The organism is Streptomyces sp. NPDC006393 (genome assembly GCF_040628575.1).
GTDB lineage: Bacteria > Actinomycetota > Actinomycetes > Streptomycetales > Streptomycetaceae > Streptomyces.
Genome location: NZ_JBEXZD010000039.1, coordinates 1 through 18587, shown reverse-complemented (window position 1 = coordinate 18587; position 18587 = coordinate 1). Strand labels below are relative to the sequence as shown.

The 18587-nt window shown below is 70.6% G+C and carries 16 protein-coding genes and 2 pseudogenes; 8 read left to right on the top strand and 10 right to left on the bottom strand.

Annotated features, from left to right (window positions below; all coding sequences use genetic code 11):
• Positions 1-652: 652 nt before the first annotated feature.
• On the bottom strand, positions 653-1009 hold the full coding sequence (locus tag ABZ484_RS18390) for a hypothetical protein (RefSeq protein ID WP_358866963.1): 357 nt from the start codon (positions 1007-1009) through the stop codon (positions 653-655).
• A gap of 219 nt (positions 1010-1228) precedes the next feature.
• Between ABZ484_RS18390 and ABZ484_RS18385 the strand changes: the two genes are divergently transcribed.
• Positions 1229-2065, top strand: coding sequence for an MBL fold metallo-hydrolase (locus tag ABZ484_RS18385; protein WP_358866923.1), 837 nt, complete (start codon positions 1229-1231; stop codon positions 2063-2065).
• Positions 2066-2115: 50 nt separating this feature from the next.
• On the opposite strand, the gene ABZ484_RS18380 is transcribed toward ABZ484_RS18385, so the two are convergent.
• From ABZ484_RS18380 to ABZ484_RS18365, 4 genes are all read right to left on the bottom strand, one after another.
• On the bottom strand, positions 2116-2679 hold the full coding sequence (locus tag ABZ484_RS18380; protein ID WP_358866922.1) for a hemerythrin domain-containing protein: 564 nt from the start codon (positions 2677-2679) through the stop codon (positions 2116-2118).
• A gap of 478 nt (positions 2680-3157) precedes the next feature.
• Entirely contained in the window at positions 3158-4189 is a 1032-nt protein-coding gene (locus ABZ484_RS18375) for an NAD(P)/FAD-dependent oxidoreductase (RefSeq protein ID WP_358866921.1), read from the bottom strand.
• Complete coding sequence (locus tag ABZ484_RS18370; RefSeq protein WP_358866920.1) at positions 4186-4701, bottom strand: isoprenylcysteine carboxylmethyltransferase family protein; 516 nt, start codon at positions 4699-4701, stop codon at positions 4186-4188. Before ABZ484_RS18370 ends, ABZ484_RS18375 begins: the two co-directional genes overlap by 4 nt.
• A 9-nt stretch (positions 4702-4710) precedes the next feature.
• Positions 4711-5868, bottom strand: a complete 1158-nt coding sequence (locus tag ABZ484_RS18365) for a 3-oxoacyl-[acyl-carrier-protein] synthase III C-terminal domain-containing protein (protein ID WP_358866962.1) — start codon at positions 5866-5868, stop codon at positions 4711-4713.
• A gap of 46 nt (positions 5869-5914) precedes the next feature.
• Between ABZ484_RS18365 and ABZ484_RS18360 the strand changes: the two genes are divergently transcribed.
• Positions 5915-6778: a UbiA family prenyltransferase gene (locus tag ABZ484_RS18360; RefSeq protein WP_358866919.1), complete on the top strand. Its 864-nt coding sequence runs from the start codon at positions 5915-5917 to the stop codon at positions 6776-6778.
• Between the two features lie 109 nt (positions 6779-6887).
• Here the strand turns inward: ABZ484_RS18360 and ABZ484_RS18355 are convergent, their stop codons facing one another.
• The 3 genes from ABZ484_RS18355 to ABZ484_RS18345 are packed head-to-tail and all read right to left on the bottom strand — an operon-like array spanning position 6888 to position 13029.
• A complete protein-coding gene (locus ABZ484_RS18355; RefSeq protein WP_358866918.1) occupies positions 6888-10040 on the bottom strand; it encodes an FAD-linked oxidase C-terminal domain-containing protein in 3153 nt (1050 codons plus the stop codon).
• Between the two features lie 30 nt (positions 10041-10070).
• Positions 10071-11234: an enolase C-terminal domain-like protein gene (locus tag ABZ484_RS18350; protein WP_358866917.1), complete on the bottom strand. Its 1164-nt coding sequence runs from the start codon at positions 11232-11234 to the stop codon at positions 10071-10073.
• The gene (locus ABZ484_RS18345; RefSeq protein WP_358866916.1) at positions 11224-13029 is read right to left on the bottom strand and encodes a thiamine pyrophosphate-requiring protein; all 1806 of its coding nucleotides are present in this window, start codon (positions 13027-13029) and stop codon (positions 11224-11226) included. The genes ABZ484_RS18350 and ABZ484_RS18345 overlap by 11 nt, the downstream gene beginning before the upstream one ends.
• A gap of 260 nt (positions 13030-13289) precedes the next feature.
• On the opposite strand from ABZ484_RS18345, the gene ABZ484_RS18340 reads away from it, so the two are divergent.
• Positions 13290-13736, top strand: coding sequence for an SPW repeat protein (locus ABZ484_RS18340; protein ID WP_358866961.1), 447 nt, complete (start codon positions 13290-13292; stop codon positions 13734-13736).
• 85 nt (positions 13737-13821) lie between these two features.
• Positions 13822-13953 (top strand): hypothetical protein, encoded by a 132-nt coding sequence (locus tag ABZ484_RS18335; RefSeq protein WP_358866915.1) that lies wholly within the window; start codon positions 13822-13824, stop codon positions 13951-13953.
• Positions 13954-14012: 59 nt separating this feature from the next.
• Here ABZ484_RS18335 and ABZ484_RS18330 read toward each other — a convergent pair whose 3' ends face one another.
• On the bottom strand, positions 14013-14897 hold the full coding sequence (locus ABZ484_RS18330; protein ID WP_358866914.1) for a DMT family transporter: 885 nt from the start codon (positions 14895-14897) through the stop codon (positions 14013-14015).
• A 546-nt stretch (positions 14898-15443) separates the two neighbouring features.
• On the opposite strand from ABZ484_RS18330, the gene ABZ484_RS18325 reads away from it, so the two are divergent.
• Positions 15444-16454: a PQQ-binding-like beta-propeller repeat protein gene (locus ABZ484_RS18325; protein WP_358866913.1), complete on the top strand. Its 1011-nt coding sequence runs from the start codon at positions 15444-15446 to the stop codon at positions 16452-16454.
• A gap of 12 nt (positions 16455-16466) precedes the next feature.
• Positions 16467-16766 (top strand): annotated as a pseudogene (locus ABZ484_RS18320) (TlpA disulfide reductase family protein); the annotation flags it as partial.
• 361 nt (positions 16767-17127) lie between these two features.
• Here the strand turns inward: ABZ484_RS18320 and ABZ484_RS18315 are convergent.
• On the bottom strand, positions 17128-17559 hold the full coding sequence (locus tag ABZ484_RS18315; protein WP_358866912.1) for a phage holin family protein: 432 nt from the start codon (positions 17557-17559) through the stop codon (positions 17128-17130).
• Positions 17560-17893: 334 nt separating this feature from the next.
• On the opposite strand from ABZ484_RS18315, the gene ABZ484_RS18310 reads away from it, so the two are divergent.
• Together ABZ484_RS18310 and ABZ484_RS18305 are read left to right on the top strand one after the other, a co-directional pair.
• Positions 17894-18439, top strand: a complete 546-nt coding sequence (locus ABZ484_RS18310; RefSeq protein ID WP_358866911.1) for a hemerythrin domain-containing protein — start codon at positions 17894-17896, stop codon at positions 18437-18439.
• Positions 18436-18587, top strand: a pseudogene (locus ABZ484_RS18305) (hydrogenase expression protein HypE); the annotation flags it as partial. The gene ABZ484_RS18310 and the pseudogene ABZ484_RS18305, both read left to right, overlap by 4 nt.

The window sequence follows — 18587 nt, the reverse complement described above, 5'->3', positions numbered from 1 at the left end:
AGTGGGCGTGTGGTCCGCGCGCGTCCACGGCACCCAACGCTGATGGAGACGACGGGGCCACTGTTCACCCCTCCCTCGCTACGGCGGGGGCTGCGATCAAGGTCTCCAGCCCGGTGCCTGTGGTGAGTGCGGCCCGCTGCTGAGCGGTTGGCTCAGGTCGCCGAGGCGGCGGTGTCCACGGGGTGGGCTCCAGGTCGGTTTGCACGCCGCTTCGGGCGGCCACCGGGCGCATGCCGTCGGCCACGAGCCGGGCCAGCGTCGGCACGAGCGGGGTCGCGAAGCGCCGCCAGGGGTCGCTGTGTCCCAGTAGAGGGTATCGGCGGTACGGGTGGCGCCGAAGGGAAGAACGCCGGGGGCGTTACGCCGAGTCTGTTGGACCCGGGCTCCATAGTAGGTACGGCGAAGTCGGCCGGCGGATCGCCGAAGATCTCGGCGAAGGCGTTGACGAGCTCACGGCATCCGACGACCCCGACCAGTGGCCGGTCGTCATGCACTGTCAGGACGACGTAGAACGCGAGCAAGGACTCGACTGCCGCCCAGTCGACAAGGCCAAGAGAACCGCCGTATCACGACCGCCTGCCGGTATGTCACCGAGGCGGTGGAGCTCCTGGCCGACTTCGCGCCCACTCCGATCACGAGCGTCGGAAGGACGTCACATGGCCGCGGCGAACGCGGCGGCGATGGCAGTGTCGACACGGGCGTGGACGACCAGGCGGGTGCAGTGGGTGTCGGTGTCCGCCTCCGCCTCGAGAATGCGCCGCGCTGCGGCGCTGTGGGTGGCCACAGACACCAGGACGCCGAGAGGACCGCACAGACGGTGGGCCTGAAGAGCCACACCGACCGCTGCGTCGCCTGGAGCGGGCTCGTCCAGAACGATCACGACGGGCGCCGGCCTGTGCGCGCGGACCAGGTCGCTGATCGCCTGGGCCAGTACGGGCCGGTCGTCCCTGCCGGGGTCACCGTCCACCGTGATGACGAGCACGCCGTGCTCGATCCCGTAGGACAGCATCACGCCCCGATTCTCCGCACGGCCGTTCCGGCTGTTAGCCGAGTACCCCGGGCGGGCCGTGTGATGCGCGTCGGGAACGCGCTGAGGGGCGGAGCGTAGCCGGGGAACCGCCGCGGGCAGGACTCTGGCTTCCTGCCGGTCCGGGAACGGGTGTAAACCCACGGCCGCCGATCACTCGGGACGGAATGGGTGATTCATGAGCGACGAGGGGAGTCGGCCGTGCAGCACAGGCCGCCCGAGGGCACCTCGGAGATCTTGTTCATCGGCAACGCCACCCTGCTGATCCGCTACGGAGAGCTGACGCTGCTGACCGATCCGAACTTCCTCCACCGCGGGCAGTACGCCCACCTCGGTTACGGGCTGGTCTCGCGCCGGCTGACCGAACCGGCCATCGACGTGGCGGAACTGCCCCACGAGGACTTGGACGCCGTGGTGCTCTCCCATCTGCACGGCGACCACTTCGACCGGGTGGCCCGGCGCGGGCTGGACCGGGGCCTGCCGTTCGTGACCACCCCGCACGGCTCCCTCGTGCTGAAGCGTCTGTTCGGCTTCCGCCGCGCCACCGGCCTGCGCACCTGGCAGAGCCACACCCTGCGGCACGGGGATTCCTCCGTACGCATCACCTCACTGCCCGGCCGCCACGCGCCCGGCCCGGTGCGGGCCCTGCTGCCGCCGGTGATGGGCAGCCTGCTGGAGTTCGGCGACCGCTCGGGGGACATCCGGCTGGTTCTCTATCTCTCCGGCGACACCCTGATGTACGACGGCCTGCGCGTGATCGCCGAGCGGTACCCGGACATCCATCTTGCGGTCCTGCACCTCGGCGGTACGACCCTGCCCGGAGGCCTGGTGGTCACCATGGACGCCGAACAGGGCGCCGACCTGCTCGACCTGCTGCGCCCGCGGCGGGCGCTGCCCGTTCACTACGACGACTACACGGTCTTCCGTTCCCCACTCGAGGACTTCCTCGCAGAGGCCGGGCGTCGCGGCCACGACGCGCGTCTGGTGCGGTGCGCCCCGGGCGAGCGGGTGACCGTCGGCGCCGAACGCACCGCCTGACCGGCATGTTCGGGGCGGGCGGCTCCCGATGCCGGGCGTGATCCTTGTTCTCAGTCGCGCTTGCCCCGGCCGGTGAACATGTCGCGGGCCCGGTCGACCATCCCCGTTCCCGGAGCGAGGAGCTTGTTGAGCGGCGGCGTGCTCGGGGCCGCCGGGTGCGGACGGGTCGGGGCCGTCTTCTTGGCCTCGCGCACCTTTTCGCCCAGTTCATCGAGGGTTTTCGGGGGGCAGGAGTCGGCCAGCAGGCGGAACAGGCGATCTTCTTCGTCTCTGACGTGGGCGGTCACCGACGTCTTGAGCCGGCCCATGAGCGTGTCGAATTGCGCGTCGCCGGGCCGGCAGTCTTCCAGCTCCTTCAGCATGTGCTCCACTTCGTTGTGGTCGGCGATCTCCTTGTCGGCGAGGTCGTCACCGTCGTCGACGAACCGCCGCACCGCCGGATACAGGTACTCCTCCTCGGCGACCGAGTGCCGTACGAGCTCCATGGTCAGTTGATCGGCCAGTTGTCGGCGCCTGGGGTCGGCTGCGGCCTGGGTCTCGATCTCCGCGAAGAGCTCCTCGACTTCCCGGTGGTCGGCTGTCAGTTCTTCGATGACGTTTCCTCCATGCCCCATGGTGGAGCACTCCTTCCCTCGTATGAGCCGACTCCGTGTCTGCCCAGGGCCCGGTTGCCGTGCCGGCCGCAGCGCCGGTCCCGCCGGGCCGGAGACCCGGAGCGGAGATGCTCGCTCGCCGCGTCGAGTGGCATCGGCGATGCCGCACTGCCCGGCCGGGGCCCGACGGCTACCCCGTGACCGGGTGTGACGGGTGACCAGGTGTGACGGGTGGCCGGGTGTGACGGGTGCAACCGCCTCAGGAGGCGCGGGCTTTCGCTTCCCCGGGCTTTCCGCCCGGCTCCCGGCTGCCTGGCGACTCTTGGCCTCTGCCGACCCCGCTTCCAGGAGCGTGCCACAGACCGCGGTGAGCCGCCCGACGAGGCGGGCAGGCGGCCCACCAGATGGGGGACGAGGAAGCGGATGAGGGCGGCAGCGGAGGTCTTGCGGCCCGGCCGGGCGACGGGTGGCGGGGGCCCTTGGGCGGCGATGGCGGGGTTCACGCCAGTGCGTTGACCACTGTCGTGAACAGGCGTGGCAGGCGGGCGGCCGTGGGGACGATGCGGTGGGCGAGTGCGGGCCGTTGACGGGCTCTGACCAGCAGATCGGTCAGGAGCCGGTGGCGCCGGGTCGCTCGGCTCCAGTCGGTCTCGTAGCGGTTCGGTGTACTGCGGCTCAGGTTGGCGACCAGGGCCTCCGCGCCGATGAGGGCGAGGGAGAGGCCTTCGCCGGTCAGTGCGTCGATGTATCCGGCGGCGTCACCGACGAGCAGGACGCGCCCGTGGGTGCGAGCGCGGGCCTTTTGGCGCAGCGGTCCTGCGCCTCGCACCGCGGTCACGGCCTTTTCCCGCGGGAGGCGGGTCGCCAGTGCGCGGAAGCTCTCCAACTGGGTGGTGAACGGGGCTCGCTGGGCCGTGAGCAGGGCGACGCCGACCAGTTCGGGACCGAGCGGGGTGACATATGCCTCCGCGTGCTGTCCCCAGTGCACTTCGACGTACGGCGACCAGGGGGGCACCGCGTAATGCCGGCGCAGCCCGTATCGGGGTAGCCCGCGGGTCGGCGTCTGCAGGCCGAGGGAGCGGCGCACGGGTGAGTGGAGGCCGTCGGCGGCGACCAGCCATCGGGCGCGCAGTCCTGTGCCGGGGACGGTCACGCCGGTGGCGTCCTGCCGTACGTCTTCGACCCTCATGCGCAGCATGGGCACCCCCGCGTCCAGCACGGCCTGGTGCAGGGCGTTGTGGAGGTCGGTGCGGCGCGCGCCGAGGCCGGGGCCGTGCCGGAACGCGGCCTGGACCTGGCGGAGTCCCTGGACATAGCGGATGCCGGTGATGGGGTGGCCCGGGACGTCAAGGCCCAGGCGGGTGAGGGCGCGAACGGCGCCGGGCATCAGGCCCTCACCGCACGCCTTGTCGACGGGCGCCCGCCGTGGTTCGGCGATGACGGTGTCGAGACCGGCGCGCGCGGCGTGGAGGGCGGTCGCGAGGCCGGCGGGTCCGCCTCCGACGATCAACAGATCGTGGCCGCCGCTCACGCCGGCTCCGCTCGGGTGAGGGCCGTGTTCTCGCAGCGGACACGGACGGCGAGCAGCATCGCGTTGGCGACGGTGAACACCGTGGCGGTCAGCCACGCGCAGTGCACGAGGGGCAGGGCGGCGATCTCCACGACGACCGCGACGTAGTTGGGGTGGCGCAGGAAGCGGTAGGGGCCGGTGCCGACCAGGCGTGCTCCGGGAACGACGATGACCCGGGTGTTCCAGTACGGTCCGAGTGTGGTGATGCACCACCACCGCAGGGCTTGGGCCGACACGGCGAGCCCCAGCATGGGCCAGCCCAGGGCAGGCAGGAACGGCCGGGCGGCGAGCACGGGTTCGAGCAGGCAGCAGGCCAGCAGGCTCGTGTGCAGGGCGACCATGACCGGGTAGTGGCCACGGCCATGCTCCACACCGGCGCGGGCCCGGGTCCAGGCCGCGTTGCGCCGGGCCACGAGGAGTTCGGCGACACGTTCGGCCGCGACGGCCAGGACGACAAGCGGGTACCAGGGCATGAGGATCACTCACCAGCGCAGCAGGACGAGTTCGGAACACAGTCCCGGCCCCATCGCCAGCAGCACGCCCCAGGTGCCGGGATCGGGACGGCGGGATTCCCGGATGCTCTGCAGGATGTGGAGGACGGAGACCGAGGACATGTTCCCTGCTGTCGCCAGTGAGGACCGCGCCCGGTCGAGGGCATCGCCGCGCAGGCCGAGGGTGTCGGCCACGGCGGAAAGGACCCTGGGGCCTCCCGGATGGCACACCCAGGTCCCGATGTCGTCGGCAGTGAGGCCGTGCTCGGCCAGAAAGGCCCGCACGTGCCGGCCGAAGTGGTCCCGGACGACACCGGGGACACCGGCGTCGATCACCACGCGGAACCCGCCGGCGCCGACGTCCCACCCCAGGAGCCGTTCGGTGTCCGGGTACAGGTGGCTGCGCGTGGCGACCACCGAGGGGCCGGCCGTCCTGTGCGCCTCGCCGCCGCGGAAGCCACCACCGCGATCGCCGCGTGCGACGAGTGCTGCCGCGCCGTCACCGAACAGGGCGCCCGCGACGAGGTTGGCGCGGGAGTCGTCGCGCTGTTGCAGCGTCAGCGAGCACAGTTCGACCGTGAGCAGCACAGCGGTGTCGTCGGGATGACCGCGCAGATAGTCGTGCACCCGGGCGAGGCCGGCGGCGCCCGCCACGCAGCCCAGGCCGAAGACCGGAAGCCTCTTGACGTCAGGCCGCATCCCCATGCGTCCGGCCAGCCGGGCGTCGAGCGACGGGGCGGCCACGCCGGTGATGGAGGCACACACCAGCAGGTCGACATCGGCGGGCGCCAGCCCCGCCTCCTTCAACGCACTGGTGAGGGCCTCCTCGCCCAGTTCCAGGCCCGCCGCCAGCCAGGCGTCGTTGCTCTGCCCGAAGTCGCCGAGAGCGGCGTACCGCTCGATCGGCAGGACGAGATGCCGCGTGCGTACGCCCGCGGAGGCGTGCAGGCGGCGCAGCAGGGCGCGGTCCGCCCCCGGGGGCAGGCACAGGTCGCCGATCGCCTCGGTGAGCTCGTCCTGTGCGTAACGGTGGGGCGGCAGCGCCGTACGTACGGCGGCGACCGTGGTCGCGGCGGCGGGCACGGCTGCCCGGCACGGCGCGGCGGGCGGCCTGGAAGGGACACGGTCGACGATCACAGGAACACGCATGTCGCTCATGCATTCCTCGTCCTGGATGTCCCATTACCTTGCAGGGGTGTCTCTCCACCCATCTGGGGTTCTCGCCCGCACCACGACCTACCTCCCGGCGCTGCTGCGTTCCTGCCATCTGGAGCCGGCGGTCGCCGTGACGGTATTCGTGACAGCCCTGGCGGTCGCGGCGGGCCGCGGGGCGGCGGGGTCGGCGGCAGTCGCCGCGGCCGTGCTGACCGGTCAGCTCTCCATCGGCTGGTGCAACGACGCCGCCGACGCACAGCGCGACACAGCCTGCGGGCGCCGCGACAAGCCGGCGGCCACCGGGGAACTCCCGCCCCGCATGGCGGCTGTCGCGGCCGGGACAGCCCTGGCCCTGTGCGTGCCGCTGTCGCTGCTGAGCGGCGCCGCCGCGGCGGCGGCACACCTGGCGGGCATGGTGGCCGCCGGATGGACCTACAACCTGCGCCTGAAGCGCACAGTGCTCTCACCACTGCCCTATGCCGTGGGCTTCGGCTCGCTGCCGGCCTTCGTCACCCTCGGTCTGCCGTCACCGTCCGGACCCGCCTGGTGGGCGGTGACGGCGGGAGCGTTGCTGGGTGTGGGCGCGCACGTGGTCAACGTGCTTCCGGACATCGAGGCCGACCTCGCGACCGGTGTGCGAGGGCTGCCGCAGCGGCTGGGCCGTCCGGCCTGCCGCTGGCTGGCCCCCTTCCTGATGCTGGCGGCCGTGGGCGTCCTCGCCGCCGGACCGTCCGGGGCGGTGGCGCACTCGGACTGGGCACTGGCAGCGGCGGCCGGGATCATCTCGATCGCCGGTACAGCTCTGTCGTCCGTGACCCAGAGCCGCTGGCCGTTCCGGTCGGCGATCGCGGTGGCCGGCATCGCGGTGGCACAACTCCTGCTTCGCGGCTCGGACCTGGCCTGACCGTGGCCTGCGGCCCGATCGGGTCAGCCGTGGGACGCTGGAGTCCCCGGCGCGCCACGAGAGGTCACGGAGGGAGTGGCGGAGGGCACGGTCCGTGATGACCGGGTTCTCAATGGCGTGCCGCGCGCATCCCGAGTGCCGCGAACGCGGCCGCGAGCGCGGCAGCGGCGGACACTCGAAGTGCCCGTCGACGCCATGGGGGTGCCGGCCGCGGTGCCGTGCCGCGTTCGGGCCGTCCCGAGAGGCCATGGGCGCCTTTGTCGCGGGCCATCTTCATCACTTCGGCGACGTGCAGGGCCTGTCGTCCCGTGCGCGCGTCCTTGATCTGCGTCGTGCAGGAGAAGCCGTCGGCGACCACCAGGCAGTCCTTGTCGGCCTCGCGGACCGCGGGCAGGAGAGCCTGTTCGCCGCAGTCCATGGAGATCTTGTACTTGCCGGATTCGAAGCCCCAGGACCCGGCGAGGCCGCAGCACCCACCCTGAAGGTTCTCGACGTCCAGGCCCATCTTCTCCAGCAGCTGCTGCTCCGGGCTCATGCCACCGGTGGCGCGCTGGTGGCAGTGGCCCCACATCAGTGCCTTGCCCTCGAGGGCGGGAGGCTCGATGCCGAAGGCCTGGAAGAACTCGGCGAAGTGGTAGGCGTTGCGCGTGAGTCGTTCGGCGTCGTCGTCGTGCGGGAGCAGCTTGGGCAGCTCGTCCTTGAACACGGCAAGACAGCTGGGTTCCATGCCGACGACGGGTGTGCCGGCCCTGATGTGGGGCCGCAGGATGTCCAGCACACGGTGGAGGTAGCGTTCGGCGGTGTCCAGGAATCCGTAGTCGTACAGGGGCCGTCCGCAGCAGATGTGCTGCTCCGGCATGATCATCCGCCAGCCCGCGGCCTCGATGGCCTCCACGCAGGCGACGCCGACCTGCGTGTGGAAGTGGTTGTTGAAGGTGTCCGGGAACAGGACGACGGGGCGCCCTGTCGGATTCGCGGTACCGCCGCGCCGGGTGAACCACTCCTGGAGCGTCATGGGCGCGAAGCGGGGCAGCGGTCGGCGGCGGTCGATGCCCGCGGCGAGTTTGGCGAGGCGGGACAGTCCGGGGGTGTGGGTGACGAAGTTGACGATCTCCGGAACGCGTGAGGCGATCCGGGCGGCCTGGTCGATGAACCCGAAGGCGTAGGCGTAGCGTGGGCGTCGGCGGCGCGGCGACTTGTAGTGATGGTGCAGGAACTCCGCCTTGTAGGTGGGCATGTCGACGTTGACGGGGCAGTCGTTGGTGCAGCCCTTGCAGGCCAGGCACAGGTCGAGGGCGTCGGCGACCTCTCGGGACTGCCAGCCGTCAGTGATCACGTCGCCTTGGAGCATCTCGAACAGCAGCCGGGCACGGCCGCGGGTGGTGTGCTTCTCCTCCCGGGTGACCTGGTAGCTCGGGCACATCGTCGTCTGGGCCTGCGGGACACGGCACTTGCCGATCCCCACGCACCGCAGGGCGGCGTGCGCGAAGTCCCCGCCGTCCTCCTCGTAGGCGAACTTGGTCTTGATCCTCGGCGGGTTGTAGTCGGTGCCCAGCTTCAGGTTCTCGTCCATCGGGTAGGGGTCGACCACCTTGCCGGGGTTCATCTTCCCCTGCGGGTCCCAGATGGCCTTGAACTCGCGCATGGCCTGGAGGAGTTCGGGCCCGTACTGCTTCTCCAGCAGTTCACCGCGCTGCTGGCCGTCACCGTGCTCCCCGGAGACCGAGCCGCCCATCGCGACGACCAGGTCGGCGGCCTCCTCCAGGAACGCCCGGTAGGTGGCCAGGCCCTCGGCGCTGCGCAGGTCGAAGCTGAGCCGACTGTGGATGCAGCCCTGGCCGAAGTGGCCGTACATGGCGCCGGTGATGCCGTGCCGGTCCATCACCTCGCGCAGTGCCCGCACGTACTCGCCGATCCGGTCCGGCGGGACCGCGGAGTCCTCCCATCCCGGCCAGTGGTCCTTCCCGTCGGGTGGGAACGCGGTCGATCCCAGGCCGCTCTCGCGGATCGCCCACAGGTGCTCGCTGGTGCCGCCTTCCTGCTTGCTCCCGGCGATCCGGACGCGGTCCCGCTCGTACCCCTTGTCCTCGGTGAGCCACCGCGCGAAACCGTGCGCCTGCGCGACGGATTCCTCGGGGGTGTCCGCGCCGAACTGGACGAGGAGCCAGGCCCCTCCACCGAGGCGGGGCAGCTCCTTGATGTCCTCCACGTTCATGTTCTGCAGCTGCTGGTCCTGGATCAGCTCGTCGTCCAGGGCCTCCAGACCGATCGGCCTGAACCGCTCGACGATCTCCGAGCAGTGCTCGGCGGCATCGGCGAGGTCGTCGTACTCCACGACCACGAGGGTGCGCTGCAGGAGCGCGGGGGTGAGCATGAGAACGGCCCGCAGGGCGGTGGCGCAGGTGCTCTCCGTGCCGACCAGGGCTCGGGCGACGTTGAAGCCGCGTTCGGGCAGGAGTTCGTCGAGGTTGTAGCCGGACACCCGGCGCGGCACCTGCTCTGCCGGGCCGAAGCCGGCCCGGATCTGGTCGGCGTACTTGTCGCGCAGGTCGCGCAGCGCGGCGTAGATCTCCCCCTTGCGACCGCCGTCGGCGATGATCCGGTCGAGGTCCTGCTCCTCGTTCACGCCGACCCAGAAGCGCTCGCCGTCGTAGGTGACGATCTCCAGGGCGTGTACGTTGTCGCTGGTGCGGGGCCCGGGGCCGTACAGCTGTGACTGCACGGAGTGGATGCCGCACGAGTTGTTGCCGATGTTGCCGCCGATGGCGCACCGGGAGTGCGTGGAGGGGTCGGGTCCGAAGACGAGGTCGTGGCGGCCGGTGTGCCGGTTCAGTTCCTCGTTGATGACGCCTGGCTCGCAGGTGACCAGGCGGCGGTCGGCGTCCAGCTCCCCGATGGCGGTGAGGTACTTGGAGTGGTCGATCACGACGGCTTCGTTGACCGTCTCGCCGGACAGGCTCGTGCCTCCCCCGCGATTGAGGATCGGTGCGCCGAAGCGGTGGCAGACCTTGTGCACCGCCACGACGTCGTCCAGCGTGCTGGGGATGACGACGCCGATGGGGACCTGGCGGAAGTTGGATGCGTCGTTGGCGTACAGGGCCTGTGAGGCGGTGTCGAAACGGACCTCGCCGTCGACCGCCTTGCGCAGGGCTCGCTCCAGCCTGCCGACGTCGAGGGTCTGCCGGGCACGGGGCGGGCCCGCGATCTGCGGGTGGGTCTTGGTCGGCACCTCGCGCGTCGCCCGCCGTGCTGCCTTCGCCATCGGGTCCTCATCTCTCCTTCGCGAGCCTGATCAGGCCGGCCTGGCCCCGTACACGCGGTAGGGCTCGCCGTCGGCCCACTTGACGTCCAGGCCGAGCCCCAGGCGGGCGGTGTCCGGCCGCAGGGCGCCGTCCGCGGGCGACAGGGTGCCGTCGAACAGCAGGTCCTCGACCCGTACGTGGTCGTGGAAGTACTCCAGGTGCCGCAGCCGTCGAACGGCGCAGAAGGCGTGTGCGGAGATCGCCGGGGCGCAGTGCGCCGACAGGTCGAGGTCACGGGCCGCCGAGAGCCCGGCCACCTCCAGCACACCGGTGATGCCGCCGCATCGGGTGACATCCGCCTGGAGGCAGTCCACGGCGGGACCCTCCACGAGGTTGACGAAGTCCCGCATCGTGTACGCGTACTCGCCGGCGGCGATCTCGAGGCGCGCCGGTCCGCGCTCGCGCAGCAGGCGCAGTCCGTCCAGGTCGGCGGAGCTGACGGGTTCCTCGAACCAGCGCACGTCCCACTCGTCGTGGAAGCGGCGCGCCCAGTACAGCGCCTCCTTGCGGCCGAGCGCCCCGTTGGCATCGGTGAAGAGTTCCGGCTCGTCACCGACCGCCTTGCGCACCGTGGTCAGCCGGAGCGGGTCACGCTCGGGCCGGCGCGAGGTCTTCAGCTTGACACGGCGGATGCCCTGGTCCACCCATCCGGTGAGCTGGTCGGTGAGGCGGTCCAGGGAGTAGTTGGTGAAGCCGCCACTGCCGTAGACGGGCACGCGGTCGTGATGGGCCGGGAGCAGGCGGACCAGCGGGAGCCCCAGCAGCCTCGCCTTGAGGTCCCACAGCGCCACGTCGACCGCGGACACCGCCATGGCTCCGACCCCCGGGCGCCCGGCGTTACGGATCCGCACGCCCATCCGCTGCCACAGTGCCGGGGGCGAGAACGCGTCCTGGCCCTTGATCGCCGGCGCCAGCATGGATTCGACGAACGCGGCGGCGGACACGTCCCCGTAGGTGTACCCGAGCCCGGTCCGCCCGCCGGCGTGCACCCGGACCAGCACGATGGTCGTGGACTCCCAGTCCAGCGTTCCGTCCTGCTCCTTGCCGTCCGGGCCGTCGGTGGGCACCTCGAAGGCGTGCACGTCGACCGCGTCGACACAGCACTCGGCCGGGGCCGGGCCGGCCAGGACGGGGGCCCCTGTGTCAGTCCCCATGGTGGCGTCCGGGAAGACGCTCGGCGTACTCGGTGAGCTTCTGCCGCACACCCTTGGTGGCGATGCCCACCCTCTCCGGATCGTGCACGGCGGCCTTGGCGGCCTTCTTGCCCTGTTCGGTCATGATGTGCGGCGGGATCGGCGCGATCTCCTGGTCCACCTTGAATTCCAGCACCACCGGGCCGTCACTGGCGAGCGCCTCGTCCCAGGCGTCGCCGACCTTCTTCGGGTTGTCGCAGTACACGCCCTTGAGACCGAGGAGCTCGGCGTACTTGGCGTACGGGACGTCCGGGATGTGCTGCGAGCCCGGGAACTTCGGGTCCCCGGCCATGGCCCGCTGTTCCCAGGTGACCTGGTTGAGGTCCTGGTTGTTGAACACGCAGAAGACGAACGGCGCGGGTCCCGACAGCCGGTCCAGGTACCGCTTGATCGTGATCATCTCGTTCATGCCGTTCATCTGGAAGGCTCCGTCGCCGACGAAGGCGATCACCGGCCGGTCCGGGTAGGCGAAGCGTGCGGCGATCGCGTACGGCGTGCCCGGCCCCATCGTGGCCAGCGTCCCGGACAGGGAGGCCCGCATGCCCTTGCGCAGCTTCAGATGACGCGCCCACCAGTTCGTTCCCGAACCCGAGTCGGCCGTCAGGATGACGTCGTCGGGCAGCCGGGGCGACAGCTCGGCCGCCACGGCCTGCGGGTTGATCTTCCCGCCGAAGTGCTGGTCGGACCGCTTCTCGCAGACCGCGTTCCACTCGGCGACATCTTTTTCGATCTTCTGCCGCCAGCTGCGGTCCTCCTTGCGCTTGAGCAGCGGGAGCAGCGCCTTCAGCGTCTCCTTGGAGTCTGCGACGAGATGGGCCTCCATCGGGTAGCGGATGCCGATCATCCGCCCGTCGATGTCGATCTCGACGCCCCGGGCCTGGCCTTCGTCCGGCAGCCACTCGGCATAGGGGAAGCTGGTGCCGACCATCAGCAGGGTGTCGCATCCCTGGATCATGTTGTCGCTGGCCTTGCTGCCGAGCAGGCCGATGGGGCCTGTGACGAAGGGCAGGTCATCGGGCAGCACCTCACGGCCCAGCAGCGCCTTGGCGACGCCGGCGCCCAGCAGTTCGGCGCTCTGAACGACCTCGCTGTCCGCGTGGGCGGCGCCTTGGCCGATGATCATGGCGACCTTGCTGCCGGCGTTCAGCACGTCGGCCGCCTTGCGCAGCTCGCCCTCGTCGGGCAGCACCCGGGGACGGCTCCAGCCGACACTGGAGAAGACCGCGCCGTGCGTCTTCGGCGGCGACGGCTGCGCGTCCGACTCCTGCACGTCCTCCGGAATGATGACCGTGGCGACACCACGGGTGGTCAGTGCCGTCTTGAACGCCCGGTCGATCACGTGCCGTGCCTGCGCCGGATGCGTGACCATCTGACAGAACTCGGAGACGTCCGCGAACAGCTGCTCCAGAGCGATCTCCTGCTGGTAGTGGGAGCCCAGGCACAGCTGCTTCTGCTGCCCCACCACCGCGACCACCGGCTGATGGTCCAGCTTGGCGTCGTACAGCCCGTTCAGCAGGTGGACCGCGCCGGGACCGGAGGTGGCGGTGCAGCAGCCCACCTCCCCGGTGAACTTGGCGTGGGCGCACGCCATGAACGCCGCCATCTCCTCATGCCTTACCTGGATGAACTCCGGGTGCCCCTGGGCCCGGTCGAAAGCACCGACCAGCCCGTTGATCCCGTCACCCGGATAGCCGTAGACCCGCTCGACTCCCCACTCGGTCAGACGCTGCAGGACAAAGTCGGCCACCAGTGGCATGTCTGCTCCCTCGGACGCACTTTCGCCGCCACGATGAGTGACCCGTGAACGGCCCGTGTAAACCGTGCGGGCGGCGCCACCACCCTCAGGCCCGCGGCAGTCGGCGCACGACGCGCACGGGTGCGAACGCGGGCACCCACAGCCCCACTTTCAGTGATGCACATCACATCAAGGGATCACAGGAGACTGAATCAATAACCCCAATCGGGAAAACCGAATAAAAAGCATATATTCATCTCCATGGAGAGGAGATGACAGCAATGTCGTATCCGCAGCACGCCACGGGCATGACCACACACCCGGAGATGGCGGAGATGCGTGAGCGGCTGGAACGTACGGCGTCCAGCGGCAGGGTGATCGCCGTCGAGGGACTGATCCTTCTGGCGGGCGTGTACGCGGCGATCTCGCCGTGGGTGGTGCACTTCTCGGGCCAGCCGAACATCACGGTCAGCAACCTGATCGTCGGCATCACCGTCGGCCTGATCGGACTGGGCATGGCCCTCGCTCCGGAGCGGATGTTCCGCGTGGCGTGGGCGGTCGCACCTCTGGGCATCTGGCTGGTGATCTCTCCGTGGGTCGTCACCGCAACCCACGGTGCACGGGCCGGCATCGTCTGGAACAACTGCTGGATCGGCGGCGTCACAGCGCTCCTGGGACTGATCGCCATGGGCCTCACCATCGGCGTCGCACGCAAGCCGCTTCGATAGGACCGGGACCTGCCGCCCTTGTCAGGGGGAAGGCGTCAAGGGCCGCCGGGAACAGCCGGCAACGTTCCAGAAGAAGGCGATCCCCATGAACCTCGTATGCGGAAAGGCCCTCTGCGCAGCGGCGGGCGTGGAAGAAATCTTCCCCTGGTTCGTCATCATGTTCGCGATCTTGATTGTGGCCCTCGTCGTCATGCTGCTGAAGACCAGGCACCGTTGACGTTCGCCGTCGGCGGCGGCCTCACGTCCTTCGGGCATGCCCTGTTGCCCGGCCGACGGCTACGCCTCCGGACCGGCACGGGCGTCTTGCTGTTCCTCCTGCCCGGCCTCGCCGGCAAGAAGCGGGGAACGGGTCAGCACCATGACGGCGGCGGCCACCACGCCGGCCGCCACGACCGACAGAACGATGTAGAGGCCGCCACGGACGGCTTCACCGAAGACAAGGACGCCCCAGAGGATCGCAACGACCGGGTCGGACATCGTCAGCGCGGGCTGGCTGGCCAGCAGGCGCCCTGCTTGCATCGCCGACTGCAACAGGAACATCGCTCCGGCACCGGCCACGATCATGGCGTAGAGCTGCCAGCTGGTGAACACGGCACCCAGGCCATGGGTGAACTCCACGGTCACGCCCTTGATCAGCGCGGCGGTGAAGCCGAAACCGCAGCCGGTCGCCACGCCCAGCAGCGCCGCCTTGCGGGCGCCGGCGCCGGTGAAGCGGGCCCATACCACCACAGCGGCGACCACCAGCACGTTCAGCCCCGAAGCGAGCGCCCACTTGAGCGCGGTGGCGTGTGCCGTGGAACCGTGAGCCGGGGAGAGGAAGAACAACAGCCCTGCCAAGCCGGCGATCATCGCCACCGATGCCGCCCACTCCCGGACACCGAGTCGGCTGTGAAAGACCAGCGACGACAGCACGAGAGTGGCAGGCAGCTCCAGAAGGAGCACGGGTTGCACCACCGAGAGCTGGCCGTGGCTCAGCGCCGCGGCCTGCAGCAGGAAGCCGGCGATGATCGAAGCAACGCCGCCGAACCATACCCGCCGGTGCAGCAAGCTCCACACCAGCCGCCAATTGAGGCTCTCGCTCTCCGGGCGCTCCCGCGCGGCCTTGCGCTGCAGCACGGAAGCCAGAGCATTGGCGATCGCAGCCAGCACGGCCAGCGGCACACTCAGCACGGCGCGCCACGCCCAGGTGTCAGCACCCGCGTCAGCACACACCCGCTCGTGTGAGGCACTGGGCGGAGGAGCACATACGGCCGTGCGTCGGGGCGGCATTGCGGTCGTGGCGTCGCCGTCCGCCGGACTGCTGTGCGTCTGTTGCCCCGTCCCCGCGAGGAAGCGAGACGCGCGGCTTTGGACACGGGAAACCTCTCCACTCCACACAGAGACAGGGACCGGGCTGCCGGGCCGCTCCAGGCGCTTGGGACGGTCACTGGCCGACCAGGTGCCATCGCACGGTAGCTGTTCGAGGCCTACCCCGCCTCTCCGAATGTGCGGACGGATTCCTGGAGGTCGGCGGCACGGTCGTGGCGTGACTCGCAGTTGATGGGCGCTCAGCCTGGAACGGCCTCGTGCGATCGCGTGAAAACGGCACATCGGCGTTTAGGCCGGTGTGCCGGGGCACACCCAGTGCACATGGAGCAGCGGCACACGCCGGCACAGGGCCCCGCGTGCGCGGTGGACCACTCCCATGGCGTCCGGATGCACTGCCCCGTGGGAAAGGGGCCGGAGGCGGTCGTGATCGACCCGGACCGGCGGCGGGTGTTCGTGGCCTGTTCCCGTGGCAACGCGGTCACGGCACTGGATCTCGACCGGGCTGCTCCCGTGTGGCGGGCGGCCGTGGGACGCGAGCCGATCCCGATCGTGCTGGATGAGCCGACCGGGCGCCTGTTCACGGCGGACGCGCGTTCGGACACGGTGTCGGTGCTGGACGCCGACAGCGGCGACCGGATCGCGCGGATTCCGGTCGGCGCCTACCCCGCCGGGCTGGGCCACGACCCCGGACGGCGTCGGCTCTTCGTAGGCAACACCGGCGGCGGAACGATCACCGTGGTCGACACCGACCGCCTCACGGTGCGGGGAACCGTCCCGGCGGAACTCGGTGCGGGCAGTATCGCTGTCGCCCCGGACTCCGGCCGTGGGTACTGCGCGAACTTCCTTGCCGGATCGGTGACCGTCTTCGACACGGACACACTGGAGCCACTGGGCCGGATCGCGGTGCGCGAGGGGCCCTGCAAGGTCGTGACCAATCCGGCCGCCGGTCACCTCTACGTGGCCAACTCGCTGCACGGCACGATCAGCAGAGTGTCGCTCCGCAGCGGTGCCGTGCTCGACGAGGTCCCGGTGGAGCGCGCACCGGTCGGGATGTGCGTGGACGCGGCGGGCCGCCGGCTCTACGTCTGCAACCGTGGTGCGGGAACGGTCAGCGTCCTGGATGCCCGTAGCGGTCGGGAGAGCCACCGGATCATGGTGGGCAACGCTCCTGGCGACTGCGCCCTGGACCCGGTCGCCGGCACCCTGGTGGTGTCGAACGCCGGCAGTGGCACCTTGAGCTTCGTCGACCGGCCCTGGCTGCCCGGCGGGCGCGCGCCCTCGGCGGAGCACCCGCTGGTGGGCCGGCCGCTGCCCGGCTTCGAGCTGCCGGATCTGCGCGGCGGCCGTATCCGCACCTCGCGGGAGTGGTCCGAGAAGAAGTATGTGATCAACTTCTTCGCGAGCTGGTGAGGCCCGTGCAACGCGGAGGCGCCGATCCTGGAGAAGCTGCGCCGCCGTACGGCCCGGTCCGGGCTGGACGTGATCATGATCAATGTATGGGAGAACACCGCCCCGCAGGCGGAGGCGGCGGACTTCGCGGCCGTGTGGGACATCGGTGCGACGGTGCTCCTGGATACCACTGGCAGGTATGCCGCCCGTCTGGGGATCCGCGGTGTCCCGACCAACGTGCTCGTCGACGCACACGGAATCGTACGTATGGTCGGCGGCACCACGCCCGCCGAGCTGGATGCCGCGGTGCGCAATCTGCTGGCGGAGGACTGAGCCCGTGCGCCGACGCAAGCCCCGTGCCCTCGGCGGACGGCGCGGGTGGCGGGCAGTCACGGGGGGTCTCACGCGCCAGACGTAGGTGAACCCGCTACACGGGGTACGGCACGATGATCCGGCATGGGACGTGGGGAGCGGGGCCGGGCCGCCGGACGTATGGGTGTGCGGCATCTGCTGTTGCTCGTGTTCGGAGCAGCCGGGGCACTGGGCTGGTCCGGCGATGGAGGTCAGGTCGGGCTCTCGCCCTACCGTGTGGCGGCCACGCCGAGCACACACCACGTGTCGCGCCCGCCACCCCGCCACAGCCGGCGACCGGTGCGCCGGCCCGTGGACCGCCGGAGGGTCGGCGACTGGCGGCTCACGCGCCCGGATCGGGCGCCTCCGGTTCCGGCGTCGGCGATGCCGAGTCCAGCTTCTCGGCTTCCTTGCCCAGAGTGTCGGCGGTCGCGTCGGCGGCGGCGTTCATGCGGTTGCACGCCGCCAGGGCGAGGGCCGCGGCGCCGCAGCCGTACACCCCGGTGAGCACTGCGGCCGCCCGGACGCGCGGCATGACAGCCTCCAGGCCGCGCAGCGCGGTCTCATGTGCCGAGCACAGCGCCAGGAGCCCGCACACGCCCGCGCCTGCGAACAGCGCCCCACCCGCCCCGAACCTGCGCAGGCCGGCCATGAAGTCGTGCCGCATCGCCCTGACCTCGCGGCGCACCAGCTCCGCGACGTCCTGTCCCAGACGGCTCGCGGCGTCGCTCACTCGGCCGGCACCCGGTGACGCCTCGTCGCCCGGTGTCCCCATCGTCGCCTCCCGCACTCGTACCGGCTGCCCGCTGCCACGAGTGCCACCGGCCGGGAGCGGCCAAACACCGGGTGACGACGGTGCGCCGGACCGCCGGACCACCGGACCGCCGCGGTCCTCCGGTGGCTGGTGTCGACGCCCCGCACCCATGAACGGGCAGGGACCGCCGTGCTGGACAGCGTCGGCAGCCAGGCGCCTCCCGGCCCTCCTCACCGCACCGAAGTCCCCGTACGACCGGCGCCGCTCACTCGACTGCCCCGGCAAAAAGGGGCGTTCCCGGACGACCGGTGTGACCCTGGTGCAGGGACGGACGGCCCTGACCGGGAAGGGTGCGATGGACGCAATCGAGTTGCTGAAGCATGACCACCGCATGGTGGAACAGCTGTTCCGCGACTACCATGCCGCGGCCTCCGAGACCCAGCGACGCGGGGTGATCGAGCTGACCATCCGCGAGCTGTCCAAGCACGCGGCGCTCGAGGAGATGATGGTCTACCCGATGGCCAAGAAACTCCTCCCGGACGGTGCACCACGGATCGACGAGCACCTGAGCGAGCACATGGCCGTCAAGAAGCTACTGCATGCTCTCGACAAGCTGCCCGCCGGAGACGACCGCGAGAGCGACCTCATGGACCAGCTCAGGCGGGAGGTCGAAGAGCATGTGCGCGAGGAGGAGGGCGAGCTGATGCCCGAGCTGCGCGCACGCCTCTCCCAGCAGGACCTGGACGAGCTGGGCCGGCTCCTCGATCAGGCCAAGCGGAGCGCGCCGACCCGGCCCCACCCGAACGCACCCGACCATCCCCCGGCACTGACGGTGCTCGGCCCGGTGGCCGCCGCCTACGACCGGCTCCGCGACCGTCTCCAGGGAAGGCCGAGCACATGACCGTCCAAAGCGGCACCAGCGAGGTGAGCCGGGAGCCCCAGGGCGCCGGTGAACGGGCAGGTTTCGACGAGATCCACATCCTCTGGATCTCGGAGGGCATGAGCTGCGACGGCGACACCGTGTCCATCACCGCGTCGGGCCAGCCCGC